This is a genomic window from Chitinophaga sp. sic0106 (genome assembly GCF_019219075.1).
GTDB lineage: Bacteria > Bacteroidota > Bacteroidia > Chitinophagales > Chitinophagaceae > Chitinophaga.
The window spans coordinates 165,666-190,311 of sequence record NZ_JAHUWJ010000008.1 but is presented as its reverse complement, the minus strand read 5'-3'; the positions used below and the strand labels follow the sequence as shown (position 1 = coordinate 190,311).

Below are 24,646 nucleotides of genomic sequence, written 5' to 3'. Positions count from 1 at the left end.
GATTTGATGCGTTTTATGTATATTCATATAACACTTTAAATCGTTCTCGCTATGATAAACTTACACCATTTAAAATCGGGTGATACTGTTATTACTAGTTACGGAGGAGTGGAGAGAGAAGGCACAATTCTGGAGGTGGACCACGAAGAAAAGAAGGTACTTGTTTCCACAGAAAATGAAAATGAGTTCTGGTATGATCTTGACAACCTGAAATCAATTCCGCTGACACCGGAAACGTTGCTGCGGCTACAGTTTCATGTAGAGGATGCACAGTCCGGCAACGGAAAAGGGACTTTATATGTAAGAGGACCTTTTTCGGTGCGCTGGTATCCTGCAGGGCATGATCCTTTGCTGGTGTTACATTTCAGGGATGAATTCAGGCAGTTGAAGCATGACATTACCCTGAATGAATTGCAGAATCATTATCATGGGATGACTAATTACCATTTGGAATAGCAGTGAAAAAATAATTAACAGAAAGCCCCGGATAGTGATGTCCGGGGCTTTTTGTTTTAGTTAGATGCGTATTGATAATTGTATCGTGTTGTATCCTGGACAACGCCGGAAGCGTTAAGCGTATGAGTATTAATTTCTGTTATTAACCCGGCAGCATTCCTGGTAGTTTCATATTTCCATTTACTCCATACAACACCGAGGGTATCGGTAATCGTCAGATCGGTGGCGAGGTAACAGTGATTGGTGGTAGTCACTCCCTGGTTGGGAAAATAAATGGACGCCTGTCCAACATAAGGTTCATCTTCGAAGATGTAATTGCTGACGTAATTACCAGATATAACAGTGATAGGCCTGTTCAGATGATCTCTTATAATTTTATCTGTTTTGAGATAGAGATTATTACGCAGCATGTCGTAGGTGACACTTTCCACCAGGCCGTTCTGGCTATTATAGGTATGTTTGGTGAGTGTTTTCAGGTATGGGACAGCCTCTCCTATCCAGTTAATAGCGATCAGTGAATCTGTTGTTCCTGTTACCTTGTGTATGTAAGATGTGGTGGCTAATTGGTAGAATCTGCCGTCTCCCACAGGGATTTTGTAAAGGGAAGAAATAATACCGTTCGTATAAGTGTAAGTAGTGATTCCGTAGCCATCATCCAATGTTAGGATGCGCCCTTACGCGTCGTAGGTCATACGGGCATGGTTAAATCTAATGGTATCATTACCTGCAAAAACCTCATAAAAGGTAATACGTTGGTCTTTTGCTGTTGGTGGAGTGGCAGGGGAAATGGTTTCGTTTTTTGAGGAGCATGCAGCTATTCCCAAAATTGCAGCCATTGCGCATAGTAAGGCATAAAATCTCATCGGTCAAATTCTTTAGGGCGGCGAATTTAACCAAACAAATTGATTTTTAAACAATTACAGGTAACGCACCGGGTTACGGCGTGCGTTCAGGATGTAATTTTTCATATTCATCCAGAAAGCGAGGATCATGTACACGATGAGTGGTGATCCCATGGTCAGGAAAGTGGCATAGATGAAAAAGAGGCGGATCCGGGAAGTTGCAACACCTAATCGGTCACCAATAGCATTGCAAACTCCGAAGGCCTTCCATTCCACGAAGTCTTTAATACGGTTCATGGTTCAAATTTATCAATTTTCCACCGGAAAAGCAAGACAGAGGCTGCCATTTTAGCGGTCCAATTATTGGTTGATTATCATTCAATTACCTGATCCTGCCGTATAGTCGCAGTAATGAACGTTGTTCAAAAATTAAATATAATAATTAACATTAACGTTGTGAGGTTTCATATTCACCCGATTTAATTTAAAAACTTGTTGATTTATGTGTAATTTTGCAACCAATTTTTAACCGCTCTTAAATATTTTTTTCCATGGTGTTTGATATTGACATGATTAAAGGAGTGTATGCGGCATTACCGGGTAAGGTGGAAGCGACCCGTAAGATGTTAGGTCGCCCACTCACACTGGCTGAGAAGATTTTATACGCACACTTATCCGCACCTACATCTACTCCTTATGAAAGAGGTAAATCATATGTAGATTTTGCTCCTGACCGTGTAGCGATGCAGGATGCTACTGCCCAGATGGCTTTGCTCCAGTTTATGACTGCTGGTCGTGACAAAGTTGCGGTTCCTTCTACTGTTCACTGCGATCACCTGATACAAGCTAAAGTTGGTGCCGTTGAGGATCTGGCGATAGCTAACGATACAAACAAAGAAGTTTACGCTTTCTTATCCTCCATTTCTGATAAATATGGTATTGGTTTCTGGAAACCAGGTGCTGGTATCATTCACCAGGTAGTGCTGGAAAACTATGCATTCCCTGGTGGTATGATGATCGGTACTGACTCTCACACGCCTAACGCAGGTGGTTTGGGTATGGTGGCCATTGGTGTTGGTGGTGCTGACGCGGTAGACGTGATGGCTGGCCTGCCTTGGGAGCTCAAAATGCCTAAACTGATCGGTGTGAAACTGACCGGTAAAATGAGTGGCTGGACTTCTGCAAAAGACATCATTCTGAAAGTTGCCGGTATACTGACCGTAAAAGGTGGTACTGGTGCTATCGTTGAGTACTTTGGCGAAGGTGCTGATTCATTCAGCGCAACCGGTAAAGCTACTATCTGTAACATGGGTGCTGAAATAGGTGCTACCTGCTCTCTGTTCGCTTACGACGAGAAAATGGCTGATTACCTGAAGCTCACCAGCAGAGCAGAAGTTGCAGCAGCAGCTGACGCGGTAAAAGATCACCTGCGTCCGGATGCTGAAGTGTACGCTGACCCTGCGAAATTCTACGATCAGGTGATTGAAATCAACCTGGACGAACTGGAACCATATGTAAACGGTCCTTTCACTCCGGATCTGGCATGGCCTATCAGCAAATTTGCTCAGGCAGTGAAAGAAAACAACTGGCCAGAGAAACTGGAAGTTGCCCTGATCGGTTCCTGCACCAACTCTTCTTACGAAGATATCTCCCGTTCTGCGTCCCTGGCTCAACAAGCGATCGACAAAGGCCTGGGTATGAAATCTGAATATACTATCACTCCAGGTTCTGAGCTGGTTCGTTACACTATCGAAAGAGATGGTTTACTGAACACTTTCGCTCAGGTAGGTGGTGTTGTACTGGCTAACGCTTGCGGACCTTGCATCGGTCAATGGGCTCGTCACGTAGATGATCCTAACCGTAAGAACTCTATCATCACTTCCTTCAACCGTAACTTCGCGAAAAGAAATGATGGTCTGGCTTCTACCCACGCATTCGTAGCGTCTCCTGAAATCGTAACAGCACTGGCTATCGCTGGTGACCTGACTTTCAACCCACTCACTGATACCCTCACTAACAAGAACGGCGAACAGGTGAAACTGGATGAACCTAAAGGTTTTGAGCTGCCGGTGAAAGGTTTTGCAGTAGAAGATGCCGGTTACCAGGCTCCTGCTGAAGATGGTAGCGGTGTTCAGGTAATTGTTTCTCCTACTTCCGATCGTCTGCAACTGCTGGCTCCATTCGCTGCATGGGAAGGTACTGATCTGAAAGGACTGAAACTGCTGATCAAAGCAAAAGGTAAATGTACCACTGACCACATCTCTATGGCTGGTCCATGGCTGAAATACCGCGGTCACCTGGATAACATTTCCAACAACATGCTGATCGGTGCGGTAAACGCATTCAACGATAAAACTGATACCGTTAAGAACGAGCTGACGGGCGAATATGGTGCAGTTCCTGCTACCATGCGCGCTTATAAAGCTGCTGGTTTAGGTGCGGTAGTAGTAGGTGATGAAAACTATGGTGAAGGCTCCAGCCGCGAACACGCTGCCATGGAACCACGTCACCTGGGTGTTCGTGCTATCCTGGTGAAATCTTTCGCCCGTATCCACGAAACTAACCTGAAAAAGCAAGGTATGCTGGGTCTGACTTTCGCTAACAAAGAAGACTACGATAAAGTACAGGAAGATGACAACATCGATATCCTGGGTCTGACTACCTTCGCTCCTGGTAAACAACTGACCGTTGTGCTGAACCACAAAGATGGCAGCAAAGACGAGTTCCCTGTTAACCACACTTACAACGAACAACAGATCGAGTGGTTTAAAGCTGGTGGTGCGCTGAACGTAATCCGTGCAGAAGCTGCTAAAAAAGCTTAATTAAACTGTTAGGCGAAATGCATAAAAAAAGGACCGCAGCAATTGCGGTCCTTTTTAATTTAGCCAGGTGTTTATTAAAATTTAACCCAGGCGATGTAAGCTTTTTTGTTGCTTCCATTACGTTCTATCAACAGCGTTGCGTAGCTCTTGCCATCACTGGCATGCGCATTTATAGCCAGGTTACTGAACCTTGATATATCAGCTTTACCAGGATCTCCAAAAAGATAAATCCGCTTTATTTCTTCTCCTTCCTTCCAGGCCAGTACAGTATTTGTACCACTTACTGCTACCATTGCTCTTCCTCTTGTGATTTGCACACTATCAGTATCAATATTTTCCTTCAAATCATTATAGATGAAGTAGGCATGGTTGCCAGCTTGTATAAAATCGTAAGAGTCAAATCCCCCATTACCTTTATTATCCAGACATCCCTTTGCACGTCTATACATTAATAATGGGAGTTGCTCAGAAGATGTGTACTGATTTTTGGCCAAAAAATAACTGCCAGGCAATTCCTCTCCCTTATCCGATATCCTGCTAATGCCCATACCTCCCATCCTGGTGACATAATAAGCGTTAGCTCCGCCTCCTTGCGATACCACCATTTCCTCATACATCATTGTAGCTGAGCCATCCTCATGGAGATAAAAATCTTGAATTGTACCTCTGTACGGTTTATCATCGCCCAGATGATAAATCGAATAGTTAGTTAATCCAGGATGTTGAATCCACTTACTATCGCTGATTTTGCTGCTATACGGATCAACAGTGTTCAGATATATCGTTCGGCCATCATTCACCACAGACATCATGAAAACCAGGTTCCTGGATGGATTAAATTTTGCTACAATCTCTGGTGGGACAAAAGCTTTCCTGGAAGCCAACAATTGATTCGAGATTACCTTATTTCCCTTTGTCAGCTGTGAAACGATTACGCTGAACTCTTTATCTCTACTACCATACACTGCAGGATTGTGAATACTGGTACCCGCCAAAACAAATTCATCTCCATGCACAGTCATTGTCTTCAAATTCATGTACCTGAATTTATCAGTGGGTGTAGTAATGTAACCTTCATTTATCACCTCGTGCATAGGTGAATAATGTGTAATCTTAATCCTCTGGTTGATTTCATGAGGATATTCATTTAGGGTAGCCACTGCATAATAGCCTGACAGCGGATCCTTTTCAATCAAAAAAGCAGGTTCTTCTATTCTTCCTAATATCCCATATCCAGCCTTCTTAGGTATCTGAGGTGCCGACGTCACCACATCTTCATGCAAGATTTTCCCGGTTTGCTCCTCGAAAACAAAACGATACAATGTCGGCACCCTATGATCAACATGAGTGAAAAAAGCTACTACTTGTCCATTAATTTCGAATATTCCTTCAAACATCCCGTCATGCATTTTACTGAGCGGGAATGATTTAATCTGATTTTGTACAGAAGCTGTTTTGCGATAATTCTGATCGTAAACTGCGGTAGCAATTCCTCCCTGTTCCGGAAAATGGAAATACATGGTTGTCCCATTCTTCAACAGTAATAACTTACTTAAGCCAACTCTGGGTTCTTCAATGGCCTCACTAAGTGTAACCTTGGGTATTTGTGAATAAACAACACCTGACGCCAAGACGCAGTATAAACTAGCTGCCACCACTAACTTCTTAATCATAGGAATAGATATAAAATTATGAGGTGAAGGTATAAACTTATGCAGCTATTTTTTTAAAAAATTAAAACTAAAACTGCATCCACGCCAGATAAGCCCGCTTCTCCTTCCCCTTCCTTTCAATCAGCATAGTAGCCAGCGTTTTCTTATCAGCGCTGAATGCATTCATTTCCATTTTGCAAAACCTTGCTTCATCTTTCTTTCCCGGATCTCCGAACAGGTAAATCTTCTTTACAGTCCCACCTTCTTCCCAGGCTAGCACAGTGTTGGCATCTCCCATAAATTTCATCGTTTTCTTCCCCTTATAGCTTTCATTATCTTCATCCATATTTTGCGGGTTATCATTGAAAATGGTTAACAACTTATCTCCCGAATAAACACAATCAAATGAAAAGAACCCATCATTCGGTGACTTACCGAAGAAGCCTTTCTTAAAGTTAAAACCACCATTGCTACGCTCGTATACGTAATAGGGGTTCAACCAGGAATAAGCCATCTGCCTTTTTGCAATAGCATAGCTCCCCGGCAGTTCCTTGCCTTCTGCACTCAGCCGCACAATGCCCATATCGCCCAGTTTGGTCATTACAGCCGACATCCTTCCGGTGGAAACACTTGCGGTAGAGGTAGCGACATTCGAAAATCCAACATTGTTGCCTGTTGGATTAAAATAACGTTGTTCAGACTGTTTGATCTGCGCATCCAGCTCCTCGAACATAAGCGTAAGCGATCCGTCATCGTGAATACGAAAATCCTGGATTACCCCATAATAATGCTTTTTATATCCCAAGCGATCCTTGGCATAGTTATTAAGCCCAGGGTGGTTAATGTAAATTTCCTTTCCAATTTTTAACGCTACCGGATCGATTACATTTAGTTTCAGCACGAAATTCACTTTGCTGGTCCACATGGTATAATCCATATTCAAACTCTTCGCACTTAATGCCGACAACATATACAGTTGTTTATTTGCAGGCTGATATTTTAAGGCCACCAGCGGCTCTACTGTAGAACTGCTACCAGAAAGGTACTCAGATTTAAATTCTTTCTCCCCTTTCGTGAGTCGTGATACCATTACCCTTGATTGTTTACCACCGCTCGTAATAGTGTTGTAGGAGAAGGAAGTCACAAATACAAACTCATCTCCCCTCACATACATATCTTCTATCTTCAGGTATTTAAATTTATTTTCAGGCGATTCATAATATGCCTCATTCAGCACCTGATGTTCGGGTGAATAATGCGTGACTTTTACGCGCTCGTTTTTGTCGTGTGTAAATGAATTGTAAGTAGCTACTGCATAGTATTCAGACTCCGGGTCTTTTCGTACAATAAATCCCGGCTCATCTACCTGCCCAAATAGCATGGAATAACCAGCGCCCAGGCCTAAACGATTGGTTTCACTTACCACATCCTCACTTTTCAACTTACCCGTTTTCCCATCAAAGGTTAAACGAAATAAAGTAGGTGTGCGATTTACCATTTGTGTCATGAATGCCACCACATCGCCATTGATATCGAATAAGCCTTCCAGCGTTGCAGTAGCCATCTTCTTGGCCCTCCACGACTTTATTTCATTTTGTACGCTACCTGACTTTTTGTGTTTGGCATTGTAAACGGTGGTTTCTATGCCGTCATTTTTTGTAAAATGAATCAGCATCGTGTTTCCATTTTTCAACAGGATGAGCTTACTGGCACCATCTTCCGGCTCCTCAAAGCCAGTACTCTTTTCGATGACAGGGGTTTGGGCAAAAATTGCTACGGGGACAATCAGCAAACAAAAGCCCAATAGTAACAGACTTTTCTTGATCATAGGTAAAGGATTAATTGTAATACAATATAATGCATCCAGGCAGAATGTTAAATAACCGATTAGTATTATCTCCCTGAAAACCACGCCTGCAAACAAAATGTACCTTATCTTTAACTTATCATGAAACCATTCATTCTCGAATACCTCTGGACGGACCTTTGCAGCAGGTACACCGCTGATGAAGCGCTCATAAAAACTACCTATGCGCAACTGGTGGCAGCATACAGCGAAAATGGCCGCCATTATTATACGCTCACGCATATACGCAATATGATCAGCAGCGCCTACCTGCATGAAGCGCTGATCCGCGATAAAGATGCCATGCTGTTTACCATATTTTTTCATGATGTGGTGTACGACGCCTCTGCAAAGGATAATGAAGAAAAAAGTGCGGCCGCAGCTGTTGAATTTCTACATAAAATTAATTTTTGGGGAGATGAAATAGCAGCAGTTTCAGCATTGATCATGGCCACTAAAACCCATACAGCTGGCGATCACCCGGACATGGGTATCCTGCTGGACCTGGACCTGGAAATACTGGGTGCGGATGATGCCACGTACAAAACTTATGCACAGCAGATCCGCCAGGAATATTCAGTATATCCCGATCAATTATATCATGCAGGCAGAAAGAAAGTGCTGCATCATTTCCTCGAAAAGCCCTTTATTTACTGTACGGAAACTTTCAGGGAACAGCTGGAATCAGCAGCCCGAAAAAACATTGAGAACGAAATTGCAACATTATAACGTATGAAAAGAATAGCAGTGTATTGCGGCTCCAGTATGGGCAGCAACGATATTTTTAAAGAACAGGCCATGCTATTGGGTGCCGCACTTGCAAAGAAAGGAATCGGCGTAGTATACGGCGGGGCCCGCGTAGGCCTGATGGGCGCTATAGCCGATGGTGCGCTGTCGGAAGGCGGTGAAGTAATAGGGGTACTACCTCACTTCCTGCAAAAAAAGGAACTCGCACATAACGGCCTCACGGACCTGATTCTTACAGACACCATGCATGAGCGTAAAGCAAAAATGAATGAGCTCTGCGATGGTGTAGTAGCCCTTCCCGGCGGCTTCGGTACCATGGAGGAGTTGTTTGAAATGCTTACCTGGGGGCAGTTAGGGCTGCACCATAAGCCAATCGGTCTTTTGAATACAGCGGGTTTCTATGACGCACTGATAACCCTGGCGGAAAACATGACCACAAAAGGGTTTCTGTCTCCCGGAAATAAAAACATGCTGCTACACAGCCATAATATCAACCAGCTGATTGATATTATGGAAAATTACAAGCCACTGGAAGGCCCCAAATGGATTCCGTCCGAAAAAGAAAGCTAAAATAGTTTATGCTTCAGCGTGAACCTGCGCACCATGCTCACGCGGAAGTTGCCGGCACTGAAAGTCTGGAAGGTATTAGGGAGCGACATCTCACTACGGTTGGTATTAGCCACATAATGTATACCTGCAAAGTATTTCGGGGAATTATACCCTAGCGATGCGCGGATATTATTGTTGATCTGCCAGCCGAAATCGCGGGTGATAATACCGCTCTCCAGGAAAAGCTTGGTGCGGTTGATACCCAGGCCACCGGTCAGCGACAACGATAAAAACCAATGCGCCTTATACACAAAAGTATAGGCATATCCCACACTGGCGGTGGTACTCATGATATTGGACTTATAATAGTGTATATCATGAAGAAAGGAGGTATCGGCAAGATTGGAAGGCACCAGCGAAGAATCTCCTGCCACCTGCACATAAAAAACGTCGCCGCCGGCAAGGAAGGAGCCGGCACTCTTAGCCTGGTATTCATTCTGTAGATTAGGCGCCCGGTAAGAAAAGCGCTTGTCATTAAACACATACTGCCCTGCCAGTCCTATAGCCAGACTCTTGATATCCGGCCGCTGTGGATAAGGATTTTGCAAAGCATAGGCTTTCCCGAACACCTCCGTTGGATTAGCCACATAGTATCCCTTATAGGATTGCCCATAAAAATCTACTACCAGTTTACGGAGATAAATGTGCGTCTGCAGGTCGAGGTATTTGGTTTTACCGTACTTGTCGTTATGTTTATTTACAAACGGCAGGTTAAAACCGAGATTGAGTCCGAGAAATTTATAGTTAGCACCAAACCCGATATTAAACGGGGAATTGGGACGGTACTTGATATCCTTATTTTGCCTGGTATCTACAATGTCGTAGCTGTTGAACTTACGGGACCCATATAATCTAAAAGTAACTTTATCAGTATAGTCTTTTACATAATTGGTATCAGTTTCAGTTTTGAGCCAGGTGAGGAATGCACTTTGTGCCTTTGCCTGTGTCAGGGCAAACCAAATGAGGCAGCAAAACAAAAATATTCTTTTTACCATACGCAGACTCCAATTGTAGGGCGGGCCAAGATACGCATTCCTATGTCAAAAATGATTAAATAATAGACAAAAGTCCCGATTTTAGCCTTATTTAGGCAATTCTATGACTTCCAGCTGCTGGATATTCCCGGCATCCAACTGGAAACGCAATAAGGTTTTCACCTTATGCCATCCCTGTTGTCCGCAGGCACCCGGATTCATATGTAACAAGTTCAGTGCCGGATCAGGCATTACCTTCAGGATGTGGGAATGCCCACAGATAAATAACTTAGGGCGATGCTCCAGGATCTGGGCCTTTACACCGGGGGCATACTTGCCGGGATAACCACCAATATGGGTGATCATTACCTCCACCCCCTCCACAGAAAAATGCAGCGTCTCCGGATAACGGATACGTATATCTTTTCCATCTATATTACCCCATACGGCCCGAAATGGTTTAAAAGCCTCCAGCTCATCGGCTACCTTCGCATCGCCAATATCACCGGCATGCCAGATCTCATCAACGCCCTCAAAATATTTGAATACCTGTGGATGCAGATAGCTATGCGTATCCGACATCAGTCCTATTTTTTTCAATCTATTTTAGCTATTTTGGGTGGCATACACTGCATTACCCCTATGGAAAATAATTATAGTACTCCCGATACTGCCCGGTTATTAATCACCTGTCCTGATCAACCTGGAATAGTTGCCCGCGTTTCACAGTTTCTCTTCCAGTCAGGTGCAAATATACTGGATGCAAGCCAACACAGTACCGATCCTTTAGAAGGACTCTTTTTTATGCGCATGGAAGTGCGGATGCCATACTCTGATCACTTTAAAACAGCTTTTGAGGAACAGGTTGCCACCCCCTTAGGCATGACATGGAAAATCAGTTATACCCACCAACGGAAACGAATGGCCATATTGGTTTCTGCCTATGATCATTGCCTGATGGACCTGCTATGGCGCTGGCGTAGTGGCGAGCTGGACGTAGATATTCCGGTGGTGATCTCCAATCACTCCGCGTTGGAAAAAGATTGTACGGCACTGGGAATCCCCTTTTATTTCCTGCCGGTGAATGGGGAAACGAAAGCGGCGCAGGAAGCAGCCATCGCTAAATTAATGGCAGAGCAACAAGTCGATTTTATCGTACTGGCGCGTTATATGCAGATTTTGTCGCCACAATTTGTGAGTTTATTTCCGCAGCGTATCATCAATATTCACCATTCCTTCCTGCCGGCATTTGCGGGTGCCCGCCCTTACCACCATGCCTATGCGCGTGGAGTAAAGCTGATAGGGGCTACGGCACACTATGTAACGGATGAACTCGATGAAGGACCTATCATTGAGCAGGATGTAGCCAGGGTAAGCCATAAGCATGCGCTTAACGACCTGGTAATGCTGGGCAGAGATATCGAGCGGCAGGTATTAACCCGTGCCGTGAAAGCTCATATCGACGACCGCGTGATTGTGCTGGGGAACAAAACGATTGTGTTCTAAAATTTTTCTTTCCTATTACGGAGGTGACTGGCACAAAGCGCCAGCTGTTCCTGTGCTTCCTGCTTCAGCACCTCCTGCAATTTTGTGGCTTTTAAGTGTACCGGCAGTTGTTCCTTCCGTGCTTTGCGGATGGTGCTACTCACAAAGAGAGACAGCTCGCTGCTGTCGTGCCATTTGCCGAGCAGCTCTCCTGCCTTCCGGGAAAAATTCAGCATATAAGTATACCTGGGATCTTCCGGAAATACATCCTTTAAAATGGTTAGCTGATAGTATACTTCCTTTACTTTTTTGCGCACCTCATGCCAGGCGATATGGCCTGCGCGGCTCACCGGTGGCTTGATTTCACGGAAATTATTTTCCACCTGTTCCAATAGTTTTGTGGTGAGGTGCTTTTCATCTGTTTCTTCGAGTTCTTCCCGGAATCGGTCCGGCAGCTCCTTAAAACTACCTAATTTCAGTCGCTTCGAAGCGGCCACCATCAGTTCCGCTGCCAATGCCTGCCGTTCCTGCAGCAACAAATGTGCATAACCAAACCTCCAGTTGCTCCGCCGCTCGTGCGCAGTGAGCGCGCGTGCCTGCAGCTGTGCATCGCGGGAGATGCCGGCAATATTTTGCAGAAACCTTAGCTTGTTGAGATAACGGTTATACTTAAACGAAAAGTCGGGGATGTGATCTACGAGCGCAAAAAAGGCGCGTAACTTTTTCACGCCAACACGCTGCTCGTGTACTGCCGCAGGGTTGCGGGGCTGACTCCGCAGTTTGTTGTGTGCGGTGTCCAGGGCTTCGCATTCTTTGCGGAGATAGTGATATAAGGTTTTATGGATCATATTGATTTTGGGATGTTCCACCGCCTTCGGCGCTGGAAGTATGGGAGGGGCTTCGCCCCTTTCCCATGGGTGAAGGATGCCTTCGGCAGACGGAGAATTTGGTGAGCCGGGGCCAAAGGCCATGGCTCACCAAATTGAGTATGGTTAATCCTCCCCGCAGTACGCCATCACCGTTTCAAAAATCAACGCTCCTGCCAGCTTAGCAGTTCTGTTATCATAATCGAAAGCGGGGTTCAGCTCTGCTACGTCAGTTCCTTTCACTTTACCGCTGGCCAGTATGGTCCGGAAGCTTTCCAGGAACAGACCTTGCGGCAGGATGCCGTTGTAAGCAGTAGCGCTTACTCCCGGGGCAAAAGAGGAGGCAAATACATCCAGACAGGTGGTAAGGTATACATGATCTACCTGACCAAGAAAATGCTGTATGGCGGCAAAGAGTGTATCCTTATCGTTTAGGTGGAAAGCATCCGCGCCTACATAGGTAGCACCGGATTCCCCGGCCAGGTTAAACAGCTGGCGTGTATTTCCCAATTTCTGTATGCCAAGGGCGAGGTAGTTAAACGGTTCGTTAGCCGCCTTAGCATCCTGTGCGAGCTGATAAAAGCTGGTACCGGAGGTGGGGCCTTCAGTGCCTGGCACACGAATATCGAAGTGTGCATCAAAGTTGATATATCCTACGCGGGCATTTTGCTTACGGGCATTTTCCCGGACACCACAGCCATGGCCATACGCAATTTCATGACCACCACCCAGCACTACCGGCAGGTAGCCTGCCTGGATAACGGCTTTCACCGCTTCGCTGAGTACCTGTTGTGCCAGTTCCATGCGACCGTCCATACAGGCGATGTCGCCGGCATCCAGCAGTACGGCATCTTCGGTGAGGTGCACCGGCAGGTTGCCTAACACTGCTCTGATCGCAGCAGGACCATCTTTTGCGCCCATGCGGCCTTTATTACGACGTACGCCTTCATCACAGGCGAACCCCAAAATAGCCACTCCCTTCTGACCTTCGGTCAGCGGCGGCAATGGCTCCTTCAGCAGGTCCACCAGGCGGATGACCTGATGCCAGCGCAACAGGTCATCCGCAGTTCCGTCCGTACGTCCCGTCCAGGTTCCTGCCTGGGTAGGATGATAAAATTCTTTTGTTATCATAGTGCTGTAACTGTTTCACCATTTTTCCATATGCTGCATGGCTTCAGCTTACCCTGAAAGTACAGAATATCTCTGTAATCGTTCGTAGGATAAGCCTGCATATCTGCCAGCATACCTGCTTCGAGGCGACCTCTGTCGGCCAGCTGTAAGGCAGGTGCAGCGCGGAAAGTGAGGGCGGCAAATACTTCTGCGGCCGACAACTTCTCAGCGGCACTCATCACGGCAGCCTGCAACAACAGATCACCCATTGGGGCCGATCCCGGGTTCCAGTCGCTCGCTATCGCCACACAGGCACCCTCATTCAGCAATTTTCGTGCTGGGGCATATTGCATGCCTAAACCGAGGGAAGCGCCGGGCAGCACTACGGCTACGGTGTTGGATTGTGCCAGCAGCTGAATTTCCTTGTCGGTGCTGGCTTCCAGGTGATCTGCAGATAAAGCTCCGGTAGCTACCGCTACTTCGGAACCTCCTGCGGTAAACTGGTCTGCATGTACTGTAGCTGCGAAACCTTGCGCTGCAGCGGCTTGCAGGTAACTGGTGGCCGCTGCCGGCGAAAATGCCGTCTCTTCTATAAAAATATCCACCCTGTTGGTAAGTGATTCCGCTTTCAGTACCGGCAGCAACGCTGATACCACCCAATCCAGGTATTCCGTTTCAGTGCCGGAATAGTCCTTTGGCTTCATATGCGCCGCCAGGCAGGTAGGAATAAGTGTTGCCGGCGTATGCAGCGATGCCTGATGAATGGCACGCAGCATTTTCACCTCACTGTCGAAATCCAGGCCGTAACCACTCTTCACTTCTATGGTAGTAACACCTTCCATGAGGTGACGGTTCGCGCGGGCCACAGTATTTTCTGCCAGGGTAACGGCATCGGCTACACGCGTTTTGGTCACCGAGTCCCAGATACCGCCACCAGCGCGGGCAATTTCGAGGTAACTTTTTCCGGCAATGCGCATGGCATAATCACGGCTGCGATTACCATCGAAGCAGATATGGGTATGGCAGTCGATGAACCCGGGCAACAGCACCATCGGCTGATCAATGAACTGCAACTGCTGATCCGGATATTCCTGCTGTAAGGCCTTGTAATCGCCTACTGCAAGGATTTTACCATCTTCCACCACCACACCGCCATTATGTATAACGGGCAGTTGTTCATCCTGCAAAGCTCCTTTAAGCGGCATGCCGGTCATCGGGAGAATTTGTGTGAAAGGCCCTATTAACATATTTCAGATTTTAGAGGTTGATACCAAATTTTTCCGCCCATTCCTGCGCCTTTTCATAACCAGCATCTGCATGGCGGAAAATGCCCATGGCAGGGTCGTTGAAGAGCACGCGACGCAGGCATTCTTCTGCGCGGTCGGTACCATCTGCCAGCACCACCATACCGGCATGCTGGGAGTAGCCCATACCCACGCCACCACCATGGTGGAAGGATACCCAGGTAGCGCCGCCACCGGTGTTGGACATCAGGTTGAGCAGCGTCCAGTCGCTCACTGCGTCGGAGCCGTCTTTCATTGACTCTGTTTCTCTGTTGGGAGATGCTACGGAACCGCAATCGAGGTGGTCGCGGCCAATTACAATAGGCGCTTTTACCTTACCTGTTCTTACCAGTTCATTAAAAATCAGACCGGCTTTTTCACGCTCACCCAGCCCGAGCCAGCAGATACGTGCCGGCAGGCCCTGGAAGGCTACCTTTTCCTGTGCCTGTTTGAGCCAGTTGATCAGGTGGGTATTTTCCGGAAATGCTTCCATGAGTGCGCGGTCGGTAGTATAAATATCTTCAGGGTCGCCGGAAAGGGCCACCCAGCGGAAAGGGCCTTTCCCTTCACAGAACAGCGGGCGTATATACGCCGGCGTGAATCCCGGGAAGTTAAAGGCGTTAGGCTCACCGCCTTCTTTGGCAAACTCGCGGAGATTATTGCCGTAGTCGAAAGTAACGGCGCCGCGTTGCTGCATGTCGAGCATAAAGCCTACGTGGCGGGCCATGCTTTTGAGCGACAGCTGCTTATACTGCGCAGGGTCCTGCTTACGCAGTGTGAGCGCGGCTTCGAGCGTCATGCCATTCGGCACATAACCATTGATAGGATCGTGTGCGGAGGTCTGATCGGTGAGTATATCAGGAATGATGTTATCGTTGAGGAGGCGTTGCAGCATATCGCCGGCATCGCTCACGAGGCCAATGCTCAGTGCTTCACCTTTTTCCATGGCTTCTCTGGCCCATTGAATGGCTTCTTCGTAGGAGTGCGTCATCCGGTCGATGTAGCGGGTGTCGATGCGTTTCTGAATGCGGGTAGCATCCACGTCAGCACCGAGGAATACCGCGCCTGCCATGGTGGCTGCCAGCGGTTGCGCACCACCCATACCACCGATACCGGCGGTTACAAGCAGCTTACCTTTAAGACTACCACCGAAGTGCTGACGACTGCACTCCATAAAGGTTTCGTAGGTACCTTGTAGGATACCTTGTGTACCGATATAGATCCAGCTGCCTGCGGTCATCTGGCCGTACATCATCAGGCCTTTAGCACGCAGTTCGTTGAAATGCTCCCAGGTAGCCCATTTAGGCACCAGGTTACTGTTGGCCAGCATTACGCGTGGCGCCTGCGGATGGGTACGCACAATACCCACCGGTTTTCCGGATTGTACCAGCAGGGAATGCTGATCGTCCAGCTCCAGTAATATTTTAATAATTTTTTCCAATGCTTCGCGGTTGCGTGCCGCCTGGCCGATACCGCCGTACACCACCAGTTCATCCGGGTTTTCGGCTACTTCATGATCCAGGTTGTTGAGCAGCATACGCAGCGGTGCTTCCGTTTGCCATGATTTTGCATGCAGGGTGGCACCGTGTGGTGCTTTATAATGCGGGTGTGCCGCATAGGATTTAATAAAGTCCAAACTGTTCATGATAAATACCGTTTAAGGATAATTGATGGCTGGTGGCTGCTTCGTTGGCAACGTTTACCAGTGATTGATTGGTGATGATGTTATGTAAAGCCGCAATATCGTTGGCGAAGATGCGGTCTTTGTTAGCGAAGGGTACATGCTCCCGCGTAAATTGGTGCACGGCTTCCAGCACCGGACCGGATTTCAGCGGGCGGCGGAAATCCATAGCCTGTGCGGCATACAGCAGCTCAATGGCGAGGATATATTCCAGGTTGGAGATCACCTGGTTTAATTTGCGCCCACTGATGGAGCCCATGGATACGTGGTCTTCCTGCCCGAGGGAGGTAGGTACAGAATCCGCGCTGGCAGGGAAGCACAGCGTTTTATTTTCGGTTACGAGTGCAGCGGTGGTGTATTGCGGAATCATGAAACCGGAGTTAAGGCCGGCATCCTGAATCAATAATTTCGGTAGTCCAAATCGACCTTCGATCATCATATAGCAACGGCGATCGGAGATGTTACCCAGCTCGGCAGCCGCTACTGTAGCGTAATCCAGCGGAAGTGCCATTGGCTGGCCGTGGAAGTTACCACCGCTGATGGTATCATCTGCGCTGAAGATGATCGGGTTGTCTGTTACGCTGTTTAGCTCAATGGAGGTAAGGTGATGCAGGTGCTGCCAGGCTGTACGGGAGGCACCGTGTACCTGCGGCATGCAGCGGAGGGAGTACGGGTCTTGTACGCGGCCACAGTCCACATGTGAATACATGATCTCACTACCGTCCAGCATGGTTTTCAGGCGATGTGCCACCAGCTGGTTGCCCGGGTATGGGCGGATGGTATGTAAGCGTGGATCAAATGGTTTGGAAGTACCCATGAGGCCTTCGAGTGAAAGGGCGCCGATGATATCGGCGGCATCGAGGGCGTTGTGGAGTCGCGTCACTGCTTTAACCGCGAAAGAGAGGATAAACTGTGTACCGTTGATCAGTGCCAGGCCTTCTTTTGGTCCGAGTGCTACCGGCTGCAGGTTTTCCTGTTGCAGTACCGACTGCATATCTGTTTGCTGTCCTTTATACCATACTTTTCCCAGGCCTATTAAAGGGAGAAATAAGTGCGATAACGGGGCAAGGTCGCCGGAGGCACCTACGGAGCCCTTTTCGGGTACCAGCGGGGTTACGCGGTTTTCGATATGCCAGATAATGCGTTCCAGGGTGGCGAGGGCCGCACCGGAGAACCCCTGTGCCAGCGCGTGTACCTTGGTGATGAGCATGAACCGGGATATTTCTTCCGGGATACTATCGCCAACGCCTACACTGTGACTTTGCAGGATGTTATATTGTAAGGTGCGGGTATCTTCTTCGGAGATTTTGGTATCGCAGAGTGGGCCAAACCCGGTGTTGATACCATATACCGTAGTATGCTGTGCCACGATGGCCTGGACGTAACCGGCGCTTGCCTGGATACGTTCAATGGCTTCCGGTGCCAGTACACCTTTTACCTTGCCACTGGCGATATCGATTACGGTGGATACCGTAAGGGTGTCGATACCATATTTGAAAACGTTGTTCATTGGTAACTGCTGTTAATGGTGATATTGATTTGGTGTATGATCTTTATAGTTCTTTGCGGACTCTTTCAGCCAGGGAGGTTTCCTGCACGGATTCTTCTATTTCCTTGATGGCGGCTAGTATTTGCTGGCTGTGTTTATGTTCCATGGCTACGTTTTCCATGGCTTTGGTGATCGCTTTCCAGATGGGCTGTACGCGTTTGAGCAGCTCCTCTCCTTCCGGCGTGAACACCACCAGTTGCCGGCGGCGGTCGTCGTTGCAGGAGTCAGTTTTCACCAGTCCTTTTTTGCGAAGGTTGGTCACCATCTGGCTTACGGCGCTATGGGAAATTTCGAGTTGTTCGGCAATGTCGATCATGGGCATGGGCTGTCCCTGGGAGAGTATATAAAATACCGGGAACCAGCTGGCATCAAAGGGGATGCCTTCCTGCTCATAAACTTTATTCACTTCCATGAGGAAGTATTCGCTGAGGCGGCGCAGCCGGGTTCCAAAAACCAGGTGGCCTAGTGAGGCGTAAAACGACATGTTGGTAAAAATTATATAAGCACTTATACAATATTACAAAATAATAACGAATCTGCATAATTACAGATTACCGGAAATTATCTGACTATCAGGAAGGTTCCGGTAATCTGCAAAAGATTCGTATTACTTTTTCTTTTCTTTAGTTTTCTTTGCCTTCTTAGGTTCCGGATTATCGGATTTGATATCGAACCATAGCGGATCTTTGCTGGTAGGCACGCCGTTATAGTTAATGAGCAGTTCTTCGCCTTTTTTGATAACGCGGCGGGTGATGATGCTCATTGTTTCTTCTTCGAAGTCCATCTCGTATTTACAATTAGGTGTGTAATCGTGGTTATAGATGGAGCAGAAACCAAGTGCTATGCAGGATTCGGATTCATCTTCGCCCCACAGGAAAATATAGTTGTGGAGGAAGGTTCTGTCGGCAAGTACGGTATCTTCGTGATCGAGTACCAGTACCGGGGAAGTTTCGATCCTCGTTCCTGCGGGAATGTCTTCAGTGGTAAAAACGCCTCGGCCTTTACCTTTTGATTTTTGCACGTACAAGTATGGCTTTATCATAGCACTATTTCGTATAAAAGAAGGCGTAAAGTAAAGTTAAAGCGGGAAGTTATCAAAATCATCTTGAAAAATTTTAGGTTTGCGGCCCGGAAGGAGGATACTCCGGCCGGTATTTTTGTACTGGATTAAAAAATACAAATGATCAATTACAACCCGAAGGAATGGTTTACGTTCATTTTCCGCATTCACAAAGCGGACACTGTCAGGAAGCTGTTTCCCATGTTTATTGCCTTGTCCATCTATTCCGGGCTGATTGCCTGGCTGGAGCTGGAGGTATGGAAGCTCTCGGCCAACAGTGAATTGAAGAATATTTCATTGATGCATGGCCTGCTGGGCTTTGTGATATCATTGTTGCTGGTATTCCGCACCAATACAGCATATGACCGGTGGTGGGAAGGCCGGCGCCAATGGGGCACGCTGGTAAACAGCAGCCGCAACCTGGCCTTAAAATTCAATACCATGCTGCCTGCCGGCAATGAAGCGGCCAAGGCCTGGTTCAGGGCCATGATTCCCAACTATGCCTTCAGTTTAAAAAATCATTTGCGTAAAACATATTTACCGGAGGAGATGGAAAACCTCCCTGGCAATGAGGTCCTGGCCCCCGATACGGACAAGCATATCCCTAACCAGCTGGCGGGTATGATCATGAACAAAACGATGGAGTTGCACCGTGCCGGGCAGCTCAGTGGCGACCAGCTCATCATCCTCAACACGGAACTGGCATCTCTCACAGAAATATGTGGTGCCTGTGAGCGCATCAAGAACACCCCGATTCCATTTTCCTATTCTGTATTTATAAAGAAATTTATTTTCTTCTACATCATGACGATGCCTTTCGGTTATGTGTTCAGTCTGGGTTACCTGATCATCCCCATGATTGTATTCATATTCTTTGTACTGGCGAGTCTGGAACTGATTGCGGAAGAGATTGAAGATCCGTTTGGCAAGGATGCCAATGATCTGCCTACAGATACCATTTGTAACAATATCCGCCTGCATGTAGGAGAAATCTTATAGGCCCTGCCCGGATGCGTACTATTTTAACTTAATTTCGCAGCTAGAGTCGATTTGTACATGGAAAATGAAGCTTTACAGGAGAAATTCATGGAACTGGCGGAAGAGAAAAATTTCCGTGAATTAAGCGTATACCTGGATGATCAGCTGATTACGGACATAGCAGAGTTAATTCATGAGGAGCCGGACGAGGCGGGTATTATCATCAATACCTTGTCGATCAGCCGTGCTGCTGCTGCTTTCCGTATCCTGGATTTTCCATTACAGGAGGATGTGATAAAATTGCTGGCACCTGCAAAGATTGCGGAGCTGCTCAACGAGCTGCCGGCGGATGACCGTACCTCGTTCCTGGAAGAGTTACCCAGCGAGGCTGTGAAGGAACTGATTAAGCTGCTCGACCCGGAAGAACGACGCATTACGCTCTCCCTGCTGGGTTATAAGGAAAACAGTGTGGGTCGTATAATGACCCCCGATTATATTGCCGTTCGCGAAGAGTGGAGCGTGAAACAGGTATTGGATTATATCCGCGAGCATGGCAAGGATAGTGAAACCATTGATGTTATTTATGTGATAGATGGCAACGGCCACCTGCTGGATGACTTTCGTATCAGGGAGTTCCTGCTGGTAGCGCCGGATACGGTAGTGCATACACTCATGGACGACCGATTTGTATCCCTCCACGCCAGCGACGATCAGGAAGAAGCCATCCAGGTGTTCCGTATGGAAAATCGTGTAGCCCTTCCCGTGGTAGACGATCAGGGTATCCTGCTTGGTATCGTTACGATCGACGATATGTTGTGGATTGCCAATGAAGAACATACAGAAGATATCCAAAAGATTGGTGGTACCGAGGCCCTCGATGAGCCTTACCTCGATATGCCCTTGCTTAAACTGGTAAAAAAACGTGTAGGCTGGCTGGTAGTTTTGTTTATAGGGGAGATGCTCACCGCTACTGCGATGGGTTTTTTCGAAGATGAAATAGCCAAAGCCGTAGTACTGGCCCTGTTTGTGCCGCTGATCATTTCCAGTGGCGGTAACAGTGGCTCACAGGCCTCCACCCTTATTATTCAGGCCATGGCCCTGGGGGAAATTTCTCTGAACGACTGGTGGCGAGTAATGCGCAGGGAGCTGATATCAGGCATCCTGCTGGGTAGTGTGCTGGGGATCATTGGTTTTACCCGTATCCTGCTTTGGAATTCACTCTTCCATACCTATGGGGACCATACCGTGCTGATAGGCTTTACCGTAGGTATTTCCTTGATTGGCGTGGTATTATGGGGCACACTCTCGGGCTCTATGCTGCCGCTGATTCTGAAGAAGCTGGGCGCCGATCCGGCCACTTCTTCCGCACCGTTTGTGGCTACACTGGTGGATGTTACCGGGTTGCTGATTTACTTTACGGTGGCGTATACGTTGATGAAAGGCGTCTTATTATAAGGTAGGTGCTCAAACACCAAAAGCGACTGTATCAACAGCTGTGATGCCCCCAAAAGTCTCGACTTTTGGGGGCTCCAACCATTTAATATCTGAAACTCTTCACTTTCGTACCCCCTTTCAATTTCCTGATCACAAACACCCTGTCAAATTCATTATCCCGTATTGAATCCACCGCGGGCTTACCTCCCAGCGCCTTCACAATAGGCAGCATGGTATTGGCGTGGGCTACTATTACGATGTGCTTTCCCCAGTCGTCATGACGGGTGAGGGTATAAATGACTGACTCGCCGGTGGTATCCGGCTTGTATACGGCTGTATCCAGGTTTAAGTGTAACCGGAGGCTGTCGGCAGTTTGCCGGCTGCGGCGGTAGGGCGTTACGTATATTTTATTCAATGCCGAATCCTTCAGCAGCCGGTACAAACAGCCTGCTCTTTCAAAGCCTGCCGGCGTAAGCGTTGAATCAGGGCCTTCATACCGTTCGGCATGGCGCACCACGTAAAAGGTACCTGTGAGGAAGGTAGTGTCTTCCGAAACCGGAACTGGCTGCCGCACAGCGGGTTTAGGCTTGCAGGCCACCAGGGCAATCATGGTTATAAGCAGGAAAAAACGCATACAGTAAAGTTAAGGCATATATTCATCGTACCAGACATCCCTAATATTCCCCATTTTAGGGATTAATCCATTATTTTTATTCCCTAACAAAATACTCAACTGCTATGAGAAAATGGTTTCTCCCTGCCATTATTTTTTTATCAACCAACAGCGCCTATGCCCAGCTGTCGCCACTTACCGTGGATAAAATCATGCGCGATCCGAAGTGGATCGGCACTTCTCCAGACCAGGTTTTCTGGGGCGCCGACAATCAGACTGTTTATTTCAACTGGAACCCGGAGAAAGCGCCGGCCGATTCTCTTTATTTCCTCCAGCTGAAAGATGCCACACCAAAGAAGACAGTGGCTGCTGAGCGCAGCATGCTGCTGGCCGCCAACAACGGGGTTTACAGCAACGACCGTTCGATGGTGGTATTTTCGCTCCAGGGTGATATATATCTGAAGGAGCTGAAAACCGGTAAGGTAATCCGTATCACCAACACAGCCTTGCAGGAAAGCGCACCGGCGTTTCTCAACGGCACTACTGCCATTGCCTTTCAGCAGGGCCGCGATGTATTCGCCTGGAACCGCGCGGATGGGAGTCTCACACAGCTCAGCAGCTTTAAACAGGGTCCTCCTCCTCCACCGGAAAAGGATGATTTACAAAAAGGTAATGCCCAGGAAAAATGGCTGAAGCAACAACAACTGGAGCTGCTGCAGGTCATACGTGATAGAAAAGCCAAGGCCGATGCCTCTAAGCGATATTACGATTACATCTCTCCAAAACCATTACGTAACTTATATACAGAAGACAAACAGTTACAGTCAGTGAAAATCAGTCCTGACGGCCGTTTTATCACCTACCGTTTGTATGCCGAAGCTAAAGATGCCAAAGGAACTATTGTGCCGGACTATGTAACCAGCACTGGCTTTACCACCGACATCCCTTCCCGCGAAAAAGTAGGGGCACCACGTGGCAGCTTTACCAGCTATGTATATGATCGTGTAGCCGATACCGTGATAGCAATCAGCACCAAAGATCTGCCGGGCATCAAGGATCAGCCTGATTACGTGAAAGACTATACGAAAAAAGATTCGGTGGTGGTACGTGAGGTGATCATCAATGGTCCTTATTGGTCCGACAAAGGTACGCACGCCATCGTGGACATCCGTTCCATGGACAACAAAGACCGCTGGCTTGCTTTACTGGATGGCGCTACGGGCAAACTTACTGCTATCAACCGCCAGCGCGATGAGGCCTGGATTGCCGGCCCCGGGATTGGCTGGAGCATGGGCGGCGGAAATCTGGGCTGGGTAGATGAAAATATTATCTGGTTCCAATCCGAAGCCACCGGTTACTCACATCTATATACGGCCAATGTCATCTCCCAAGAGCTAAAACAACTCACCACCGGTAATTACGAGGTACAGGAAGCACAGTTATCCAACGATAAAAAAGCATTTTATATCGTTACCAATGAAGTACATCCGGGGGAAAAACAGTTTTATAAACTGAATATCGCCACCGGCAAACAGGAGCGCATTACCACCATGCAGGGCGCACATGAGGTGAGTGTGAGTCCGGATGAAAAATGGATTGCTTTCCGTTACTCCTCACCTAACCAGCCATGGGAGCTGTATATACAGCCAAACACGGCGGGGGCTAAAGCAAAACAGGTGACCGCACAGGCGCAAACGGAAGAATTTAAAAATTATTCCTGGAGAGTGCCGGAGCTTATAACCATTACAGCCAGCGACAATCAGCCGATTTACGCCAGACTTTTCACGCCCGATCCCGCGAAAAAAAATGGCGCAGGCGTAATTTTTGTACATGGGGCAGGATATTTGCAGAATGCACACCGCTGGTGGAGTCAGTACTTTAGAGAATATATGTTCCATAACTTGCTGACAGACCTCGGCTACACCGTACTGGACGTGGATTACCGCGGCAGCGCCGGCTACGGCCGTAACTGGCGCACAGGTATTTACCGCTTTATGGGAGGTAAAGACCTGGACGACGAAGTGGATGCAGCAAAATACCTGGCCAGCAAAACAGGAGTGGATGCCAACCGTATAGGGATATACGGAGGAAGCTATGGTGGTTTTATGACCCTCATGGGAATGTTCACAAAGCCAGGTACCTTTGCCGCCGGTGCTGCTTTACGCAGTGTTACAGACTGGGCCCATTACAATCACGGCTACACAAGTAACATACTGAATGAACCATATAAGGACAGTATTGCTTATCTTCGCTCCTCCCCGATCTATCATGCAGAAGGGCTGAAGGGCAGATTGCTCATGTGTCATGGAATGGTAGACACCAATGTTCATTTTGAAGACATTGTGCGTTTGTCGCAACGACTCATTGAACTTAAAAAAGACAACTGGGAACTGGCTGTATACCCCGTAGAAGACCACGGGTTTACCACACCAGCCAGCTGGACGGATGAATATAAAAGGATCTTGAAACTATTCAACGAAACACTCCTCAAATAATCTCCATCCGCTGACCCGGTCTTAAAACAAGACATACAGGGATACGGTGAACGATGAAAAACAGTATTAACAGTACGTTAATAACTGCTTATCATCTCACCGTATCCCTTTTTTTATTTTATTTTTTACAAAAATTGCACGCGT

Annotated in this window: 22 protein-coding genes; 8 read left to right on the top strand and 14 right to left on the bottom strand. The window is 47.5% G+C overall.

Features of this window, described 5'->3' with window-relative positions:
* Positions 1 to 51 precede the first annotated feature (51 nt).
* Entirely contained in the window at positions 52 to 456 is a 405-nt protein-coding gene (locus KW844_RS14310) for a hypothetical protein (RefSeq protein ID WP_218377467.1), read from the top strand.
* A 56-nt stretch (positions 457 to 512) separates the two neighbouring features.
* Here KW844_RS14310 and KW844_RS14305 read toward each other — a convergent pair whose 3' ends face one another.
* Together KW844_RS14305 and KW844_RS14300 are read right to left on the bottom strand one after the other, a co-directional pair.
* Positions 513 to 1,115, bottom strand: a complete 603-nt coding sequence (locus KW844_RS14305; protein ID WP_218377466.1) for a hypothetical protein — start codon at positions 1,113 to 1,115, stop codon at positions 513 to 515.
* A 258-nt stretch (positions 1,116 to 1,373) separates the two neighbouring features.
* On the bottom strand, positions 1,374 to 1,595 hold the full coding sequence (locus tag KW844_RS14300; RefSeq protein WP_073076881.1) for a PspC domain-containing protein: 222 nt from the start codon (positions 1,593 to 1,595) through the stop codon (positions 1,374 to 1,376).
* Between the two features lie 254 nt (positions 1,596 to 1,849).
* Between KW844_RS14300 and KW844_RS14295 the strand changes: the two genes are divergently transcribed.
* Positions 1,850 to 4,120, top strand: coding sequence for an aconitate hydratase (locus KW844_RS14295; RefSeq protein WP_218377465.1), 2,271 nt, complete (start codon positions 1,850 to 1,852; stop codon positions 4,118 to 4,120).
* Between the two features lie 74 nt (positions 4,121 to 4,194).
* Here KW844_RS14295 and KW844_RS14290 read toward each other — a convergent pair whose 3' ends face one another.
* Together KW844_RS14290 and KW844_RS14285 are read right to left on the bottom strand one after the other, a co-directional pair.
* Positions 4,195 to 5,793 (bottom strand): hypothetical protein, encoded by a 1,599-nt coding sequence (locus KW844_RS14290; protein ID WP_218377464.1) that lies wholly within the window; start codon positions 5,791 to 5,793, stop codon positions 4,195 to 4,197.
* A gap of 67 nt (positions 5,794 to 5,860) precedes the next feature.
* Positions 5,861 to 7,600, bottom strand: coding sequence for a hypothetical protein (locus KW844_RS14285; RefSeq protein WP_218377463.1), 1,740 nt, complete (start codon positions 7,598 to 7,600; stop codon positions 5,861 to 5,863).
* Positions 7,601 to 7,720: 120 nt separating this feature from the next.
* Here KW844_RS14285 and KW844_RS14280 point away from each other — a divergent pair, with 120 nt between their 5' ends.
* Positions 7,721 to 8,347, top strand: coding sequence for a hypothetical protein (locus KW844_RS14280; RefSeq protein ID WP_218377462.1), 627 nt, complete (start codon positions 7,721 to 7,723; stop codon positions 8,345 to 8,347).
* Positions 8,348 to 8,350: 3 nt separating this feature from the next.
* Complete coding sequence (locus tag KW844_RS14275) at positions 8,351 to 8,935, top strand: TIGR00730 family Rossman fold protein (RefSeq protein ID WP_218377461.1); 585 nt, start codon at positions 8,351 to 8,353, stop codon at positions 8,933 to 8,935.
* Here KW844_RS14275 and KW844_RS14270 read toward each other — a convergent pair.
* Both KW844_RS14270 and KW844_RS14265 read right to left on the bottom strand, forming a co-directional pair.
* Entirely contained in the window at positions 8,932 to 9,969 is a 1,038-nt protein-coding gene (locus KW844_RS14270) for a DUF4421 domain-containing protein (protein ID WP_218377460.1), read from the bottom strand. The two genes, KW844_RS14275 and KW844_RS14270, sit on opposite strands and share 4 nt — an antisense overlap.
* An 87-nt stretch (positions 9,970 to 10,056) precedes the next feature.
* Positions 10,057 to 10,548 carry a metallophosphoesterase gene (locus KW844_RS14265; protein ID WP_218377459.1) on the bottom strand — a complete coding sequence of 164 codons (492 nt, stop codon included), beginning with the start codon at positions 10,546 to 10,548 and terminating at the stop codon, positions 10,057 to 10,059.
* A gap of 42 nt (positions 10,549 to 10,590) precedes the next feature.
* Here KW844_RS14265 and purU point away from each other — a divergent pair, with 42 nt between their 5' ends.
* Complete coding sequence (gene purU, locus KW844_RS14260; protein ID WP_218377458.1) at positions 10,591 to 11,454, top strand: formyltetrahydrofolate deformylase; 864 nt, start codon at positions 10,591 to 10,593, stop codon at positions 11,452 to 11,454.
* On the opposite strand, the gene KW844_RS14255 is transcribed toward purU, so the two are convergent.
* The 7 genes from KW844_RS14255 to KW844_RS14225 form a co-directional block, all read right to left on the bottom strand.
* Positions 11,451 to 12,404, bottom strand: coding sequence for a CHAD domain-containing protein (locus KW844_RS14255; RefSeq protein ID WP_218377457.1), 954 nt, complete (start codon positions 12,402 to 12,404; stop codon positions 11,451 to 11,453). The genes purU and KW844_RS14255 overlap by 4 nt on opposite strands.
* A 21-nt stretch (positions 12,405 to 12,425) precedes the next feature.
* Positions 12,426 to 13,430: a formimidoylglutamase gene (gene hutG / locus KW844_RS14250; RefSeq protein ID WP_218377456.1), complete on the bottom strand. Its 1,005-nt coding sequence runs from the start codon at positions 13,428 to 13,430 to the stop codon at positions 12,426 to 12,428.
* Positions 13,427 to 14,656: an imidazolonepropionase gene (gene hutI, locus KW844_RS14245; RefSeq protein ID WP_255578433.1), complete on the bottom strand. Its 1,230-nt coding sequence runs from the start codon at positions 14,654 to 14,656 to the stop codon at positions 13,427 to 13,429. Before hutI ends, hutG begins: the two co-directional genes overlap by 4 nt.
* Positions 14,657 to 14,666: 10 nt before the next feature.
* On the bottom strand, positions 14,667 to 16,337 hold the full coding sequence (hutU, locus tag KW844_RS14240; protein WP_218377455.1) for a urocanate hydratase: 1,671 nt from the start codon (positions 16,335 to 16,337) through the stop codon (positions 14,667 to 14,669).
* Complete coding sequence (gene hutH, locus KW844_RS14235) at positions 16,315 to 17,883, bottom strand: histidine ammonia-lyase (RefSeq protein WP_218377454.1); 1,569 nt, start codon at positions 17,881 to 17,883, stop codon at positions 16,315 to 16,317. Before hutH ends, hutU begins: the two co-directional genes overlap by 23 nt.
* Positions 17,884 to 17,926: 43 nt before the next feature.
* Positions 17,927 to 18,406, bottom strand: coding sequence for a MarR family winged helix-turn-helix transcriptional regulator (locus KW844_RS14230; protein ID WP_218377453.1), 480 nt, complete (start codon positions 18,404 to 18,406; stop codon positions 17,927 to 17,929).
* Positions 18,407 to 18,529: 123 nt separating this feature from the next.
* Positions 18,530 to 18,964, bottom strand: a complete 435-nt coding sequence (locus tag KW844_RS14225) for an SET domain-containing protein (protein ID WP_218377452.1) — start codon at positions 18,962 to 18,964, stop codon at positions 18,530 to 18,532.
* A 138-nt stretch (positions 18,965 to 19,102) separates the two neighbouring features.
* Between KW844_RS14225 and KW844_RS14220 the strand changes: the two genes are divergently transcribed.
* Positions 19,103 to 19,981, top strand: a complete 879-nt coding sequence (locus KW844_RS14220; protein WP_218377451.1) for a bestrophin family protein — start codon at positions 19,103 to 19,105, stop codon at positions 19,979 to 19,981.
* 57 nt (positions 19,982 to 20,038) lie between these two features.
* Positions 20,039 to 21,415 (top strand): magnesium transporter, encoded by a 1,377-nt coding sequence (gene mgtE, locus KW844_RS14215; protein WP_218377450.1) that lies wholly within the window; start codon positions 20,039 to 20,041, stop codon positions 21,413 to 21,415.
* An 82-nt stretch (positions 21,416 to 21,497) separates the two neighbouring features.
* Here mgtE and KW844_RS14210 read toward each other — a convergent pair whose 3' ends face one another.
* On the bottom strand, positions 21,498 to 22,028 hold the full coding sequence (locus KW844_RS14210) for a histidine phosphatase family protein (RefSeq protein ID WP_218377449.1): 531 nt from the start codon (positions 22,026 to 22,028) through the stop codon (positions 21,498 to 21,500).
* A gap of 104 nt (positions 22,029 to 22,132) precedes the next feature.
* On the opposite strand from KW844_RS14210, the gene KW844_RS14205 reads away from it, so the two are divergent.
* A complete protein-coding gene (locus tag KW844_RS14205) occupies positions 22,133 to 24,502 on the top strand; it encodes a prolyl oligopeptidase family serine peptidase (RefSeq protein WP_218377448.1) in 2,370 nt (789 codons plus the stop codon).
* Positions 24,503 to 24,646 lie beyond the last annotated feature (144 nt).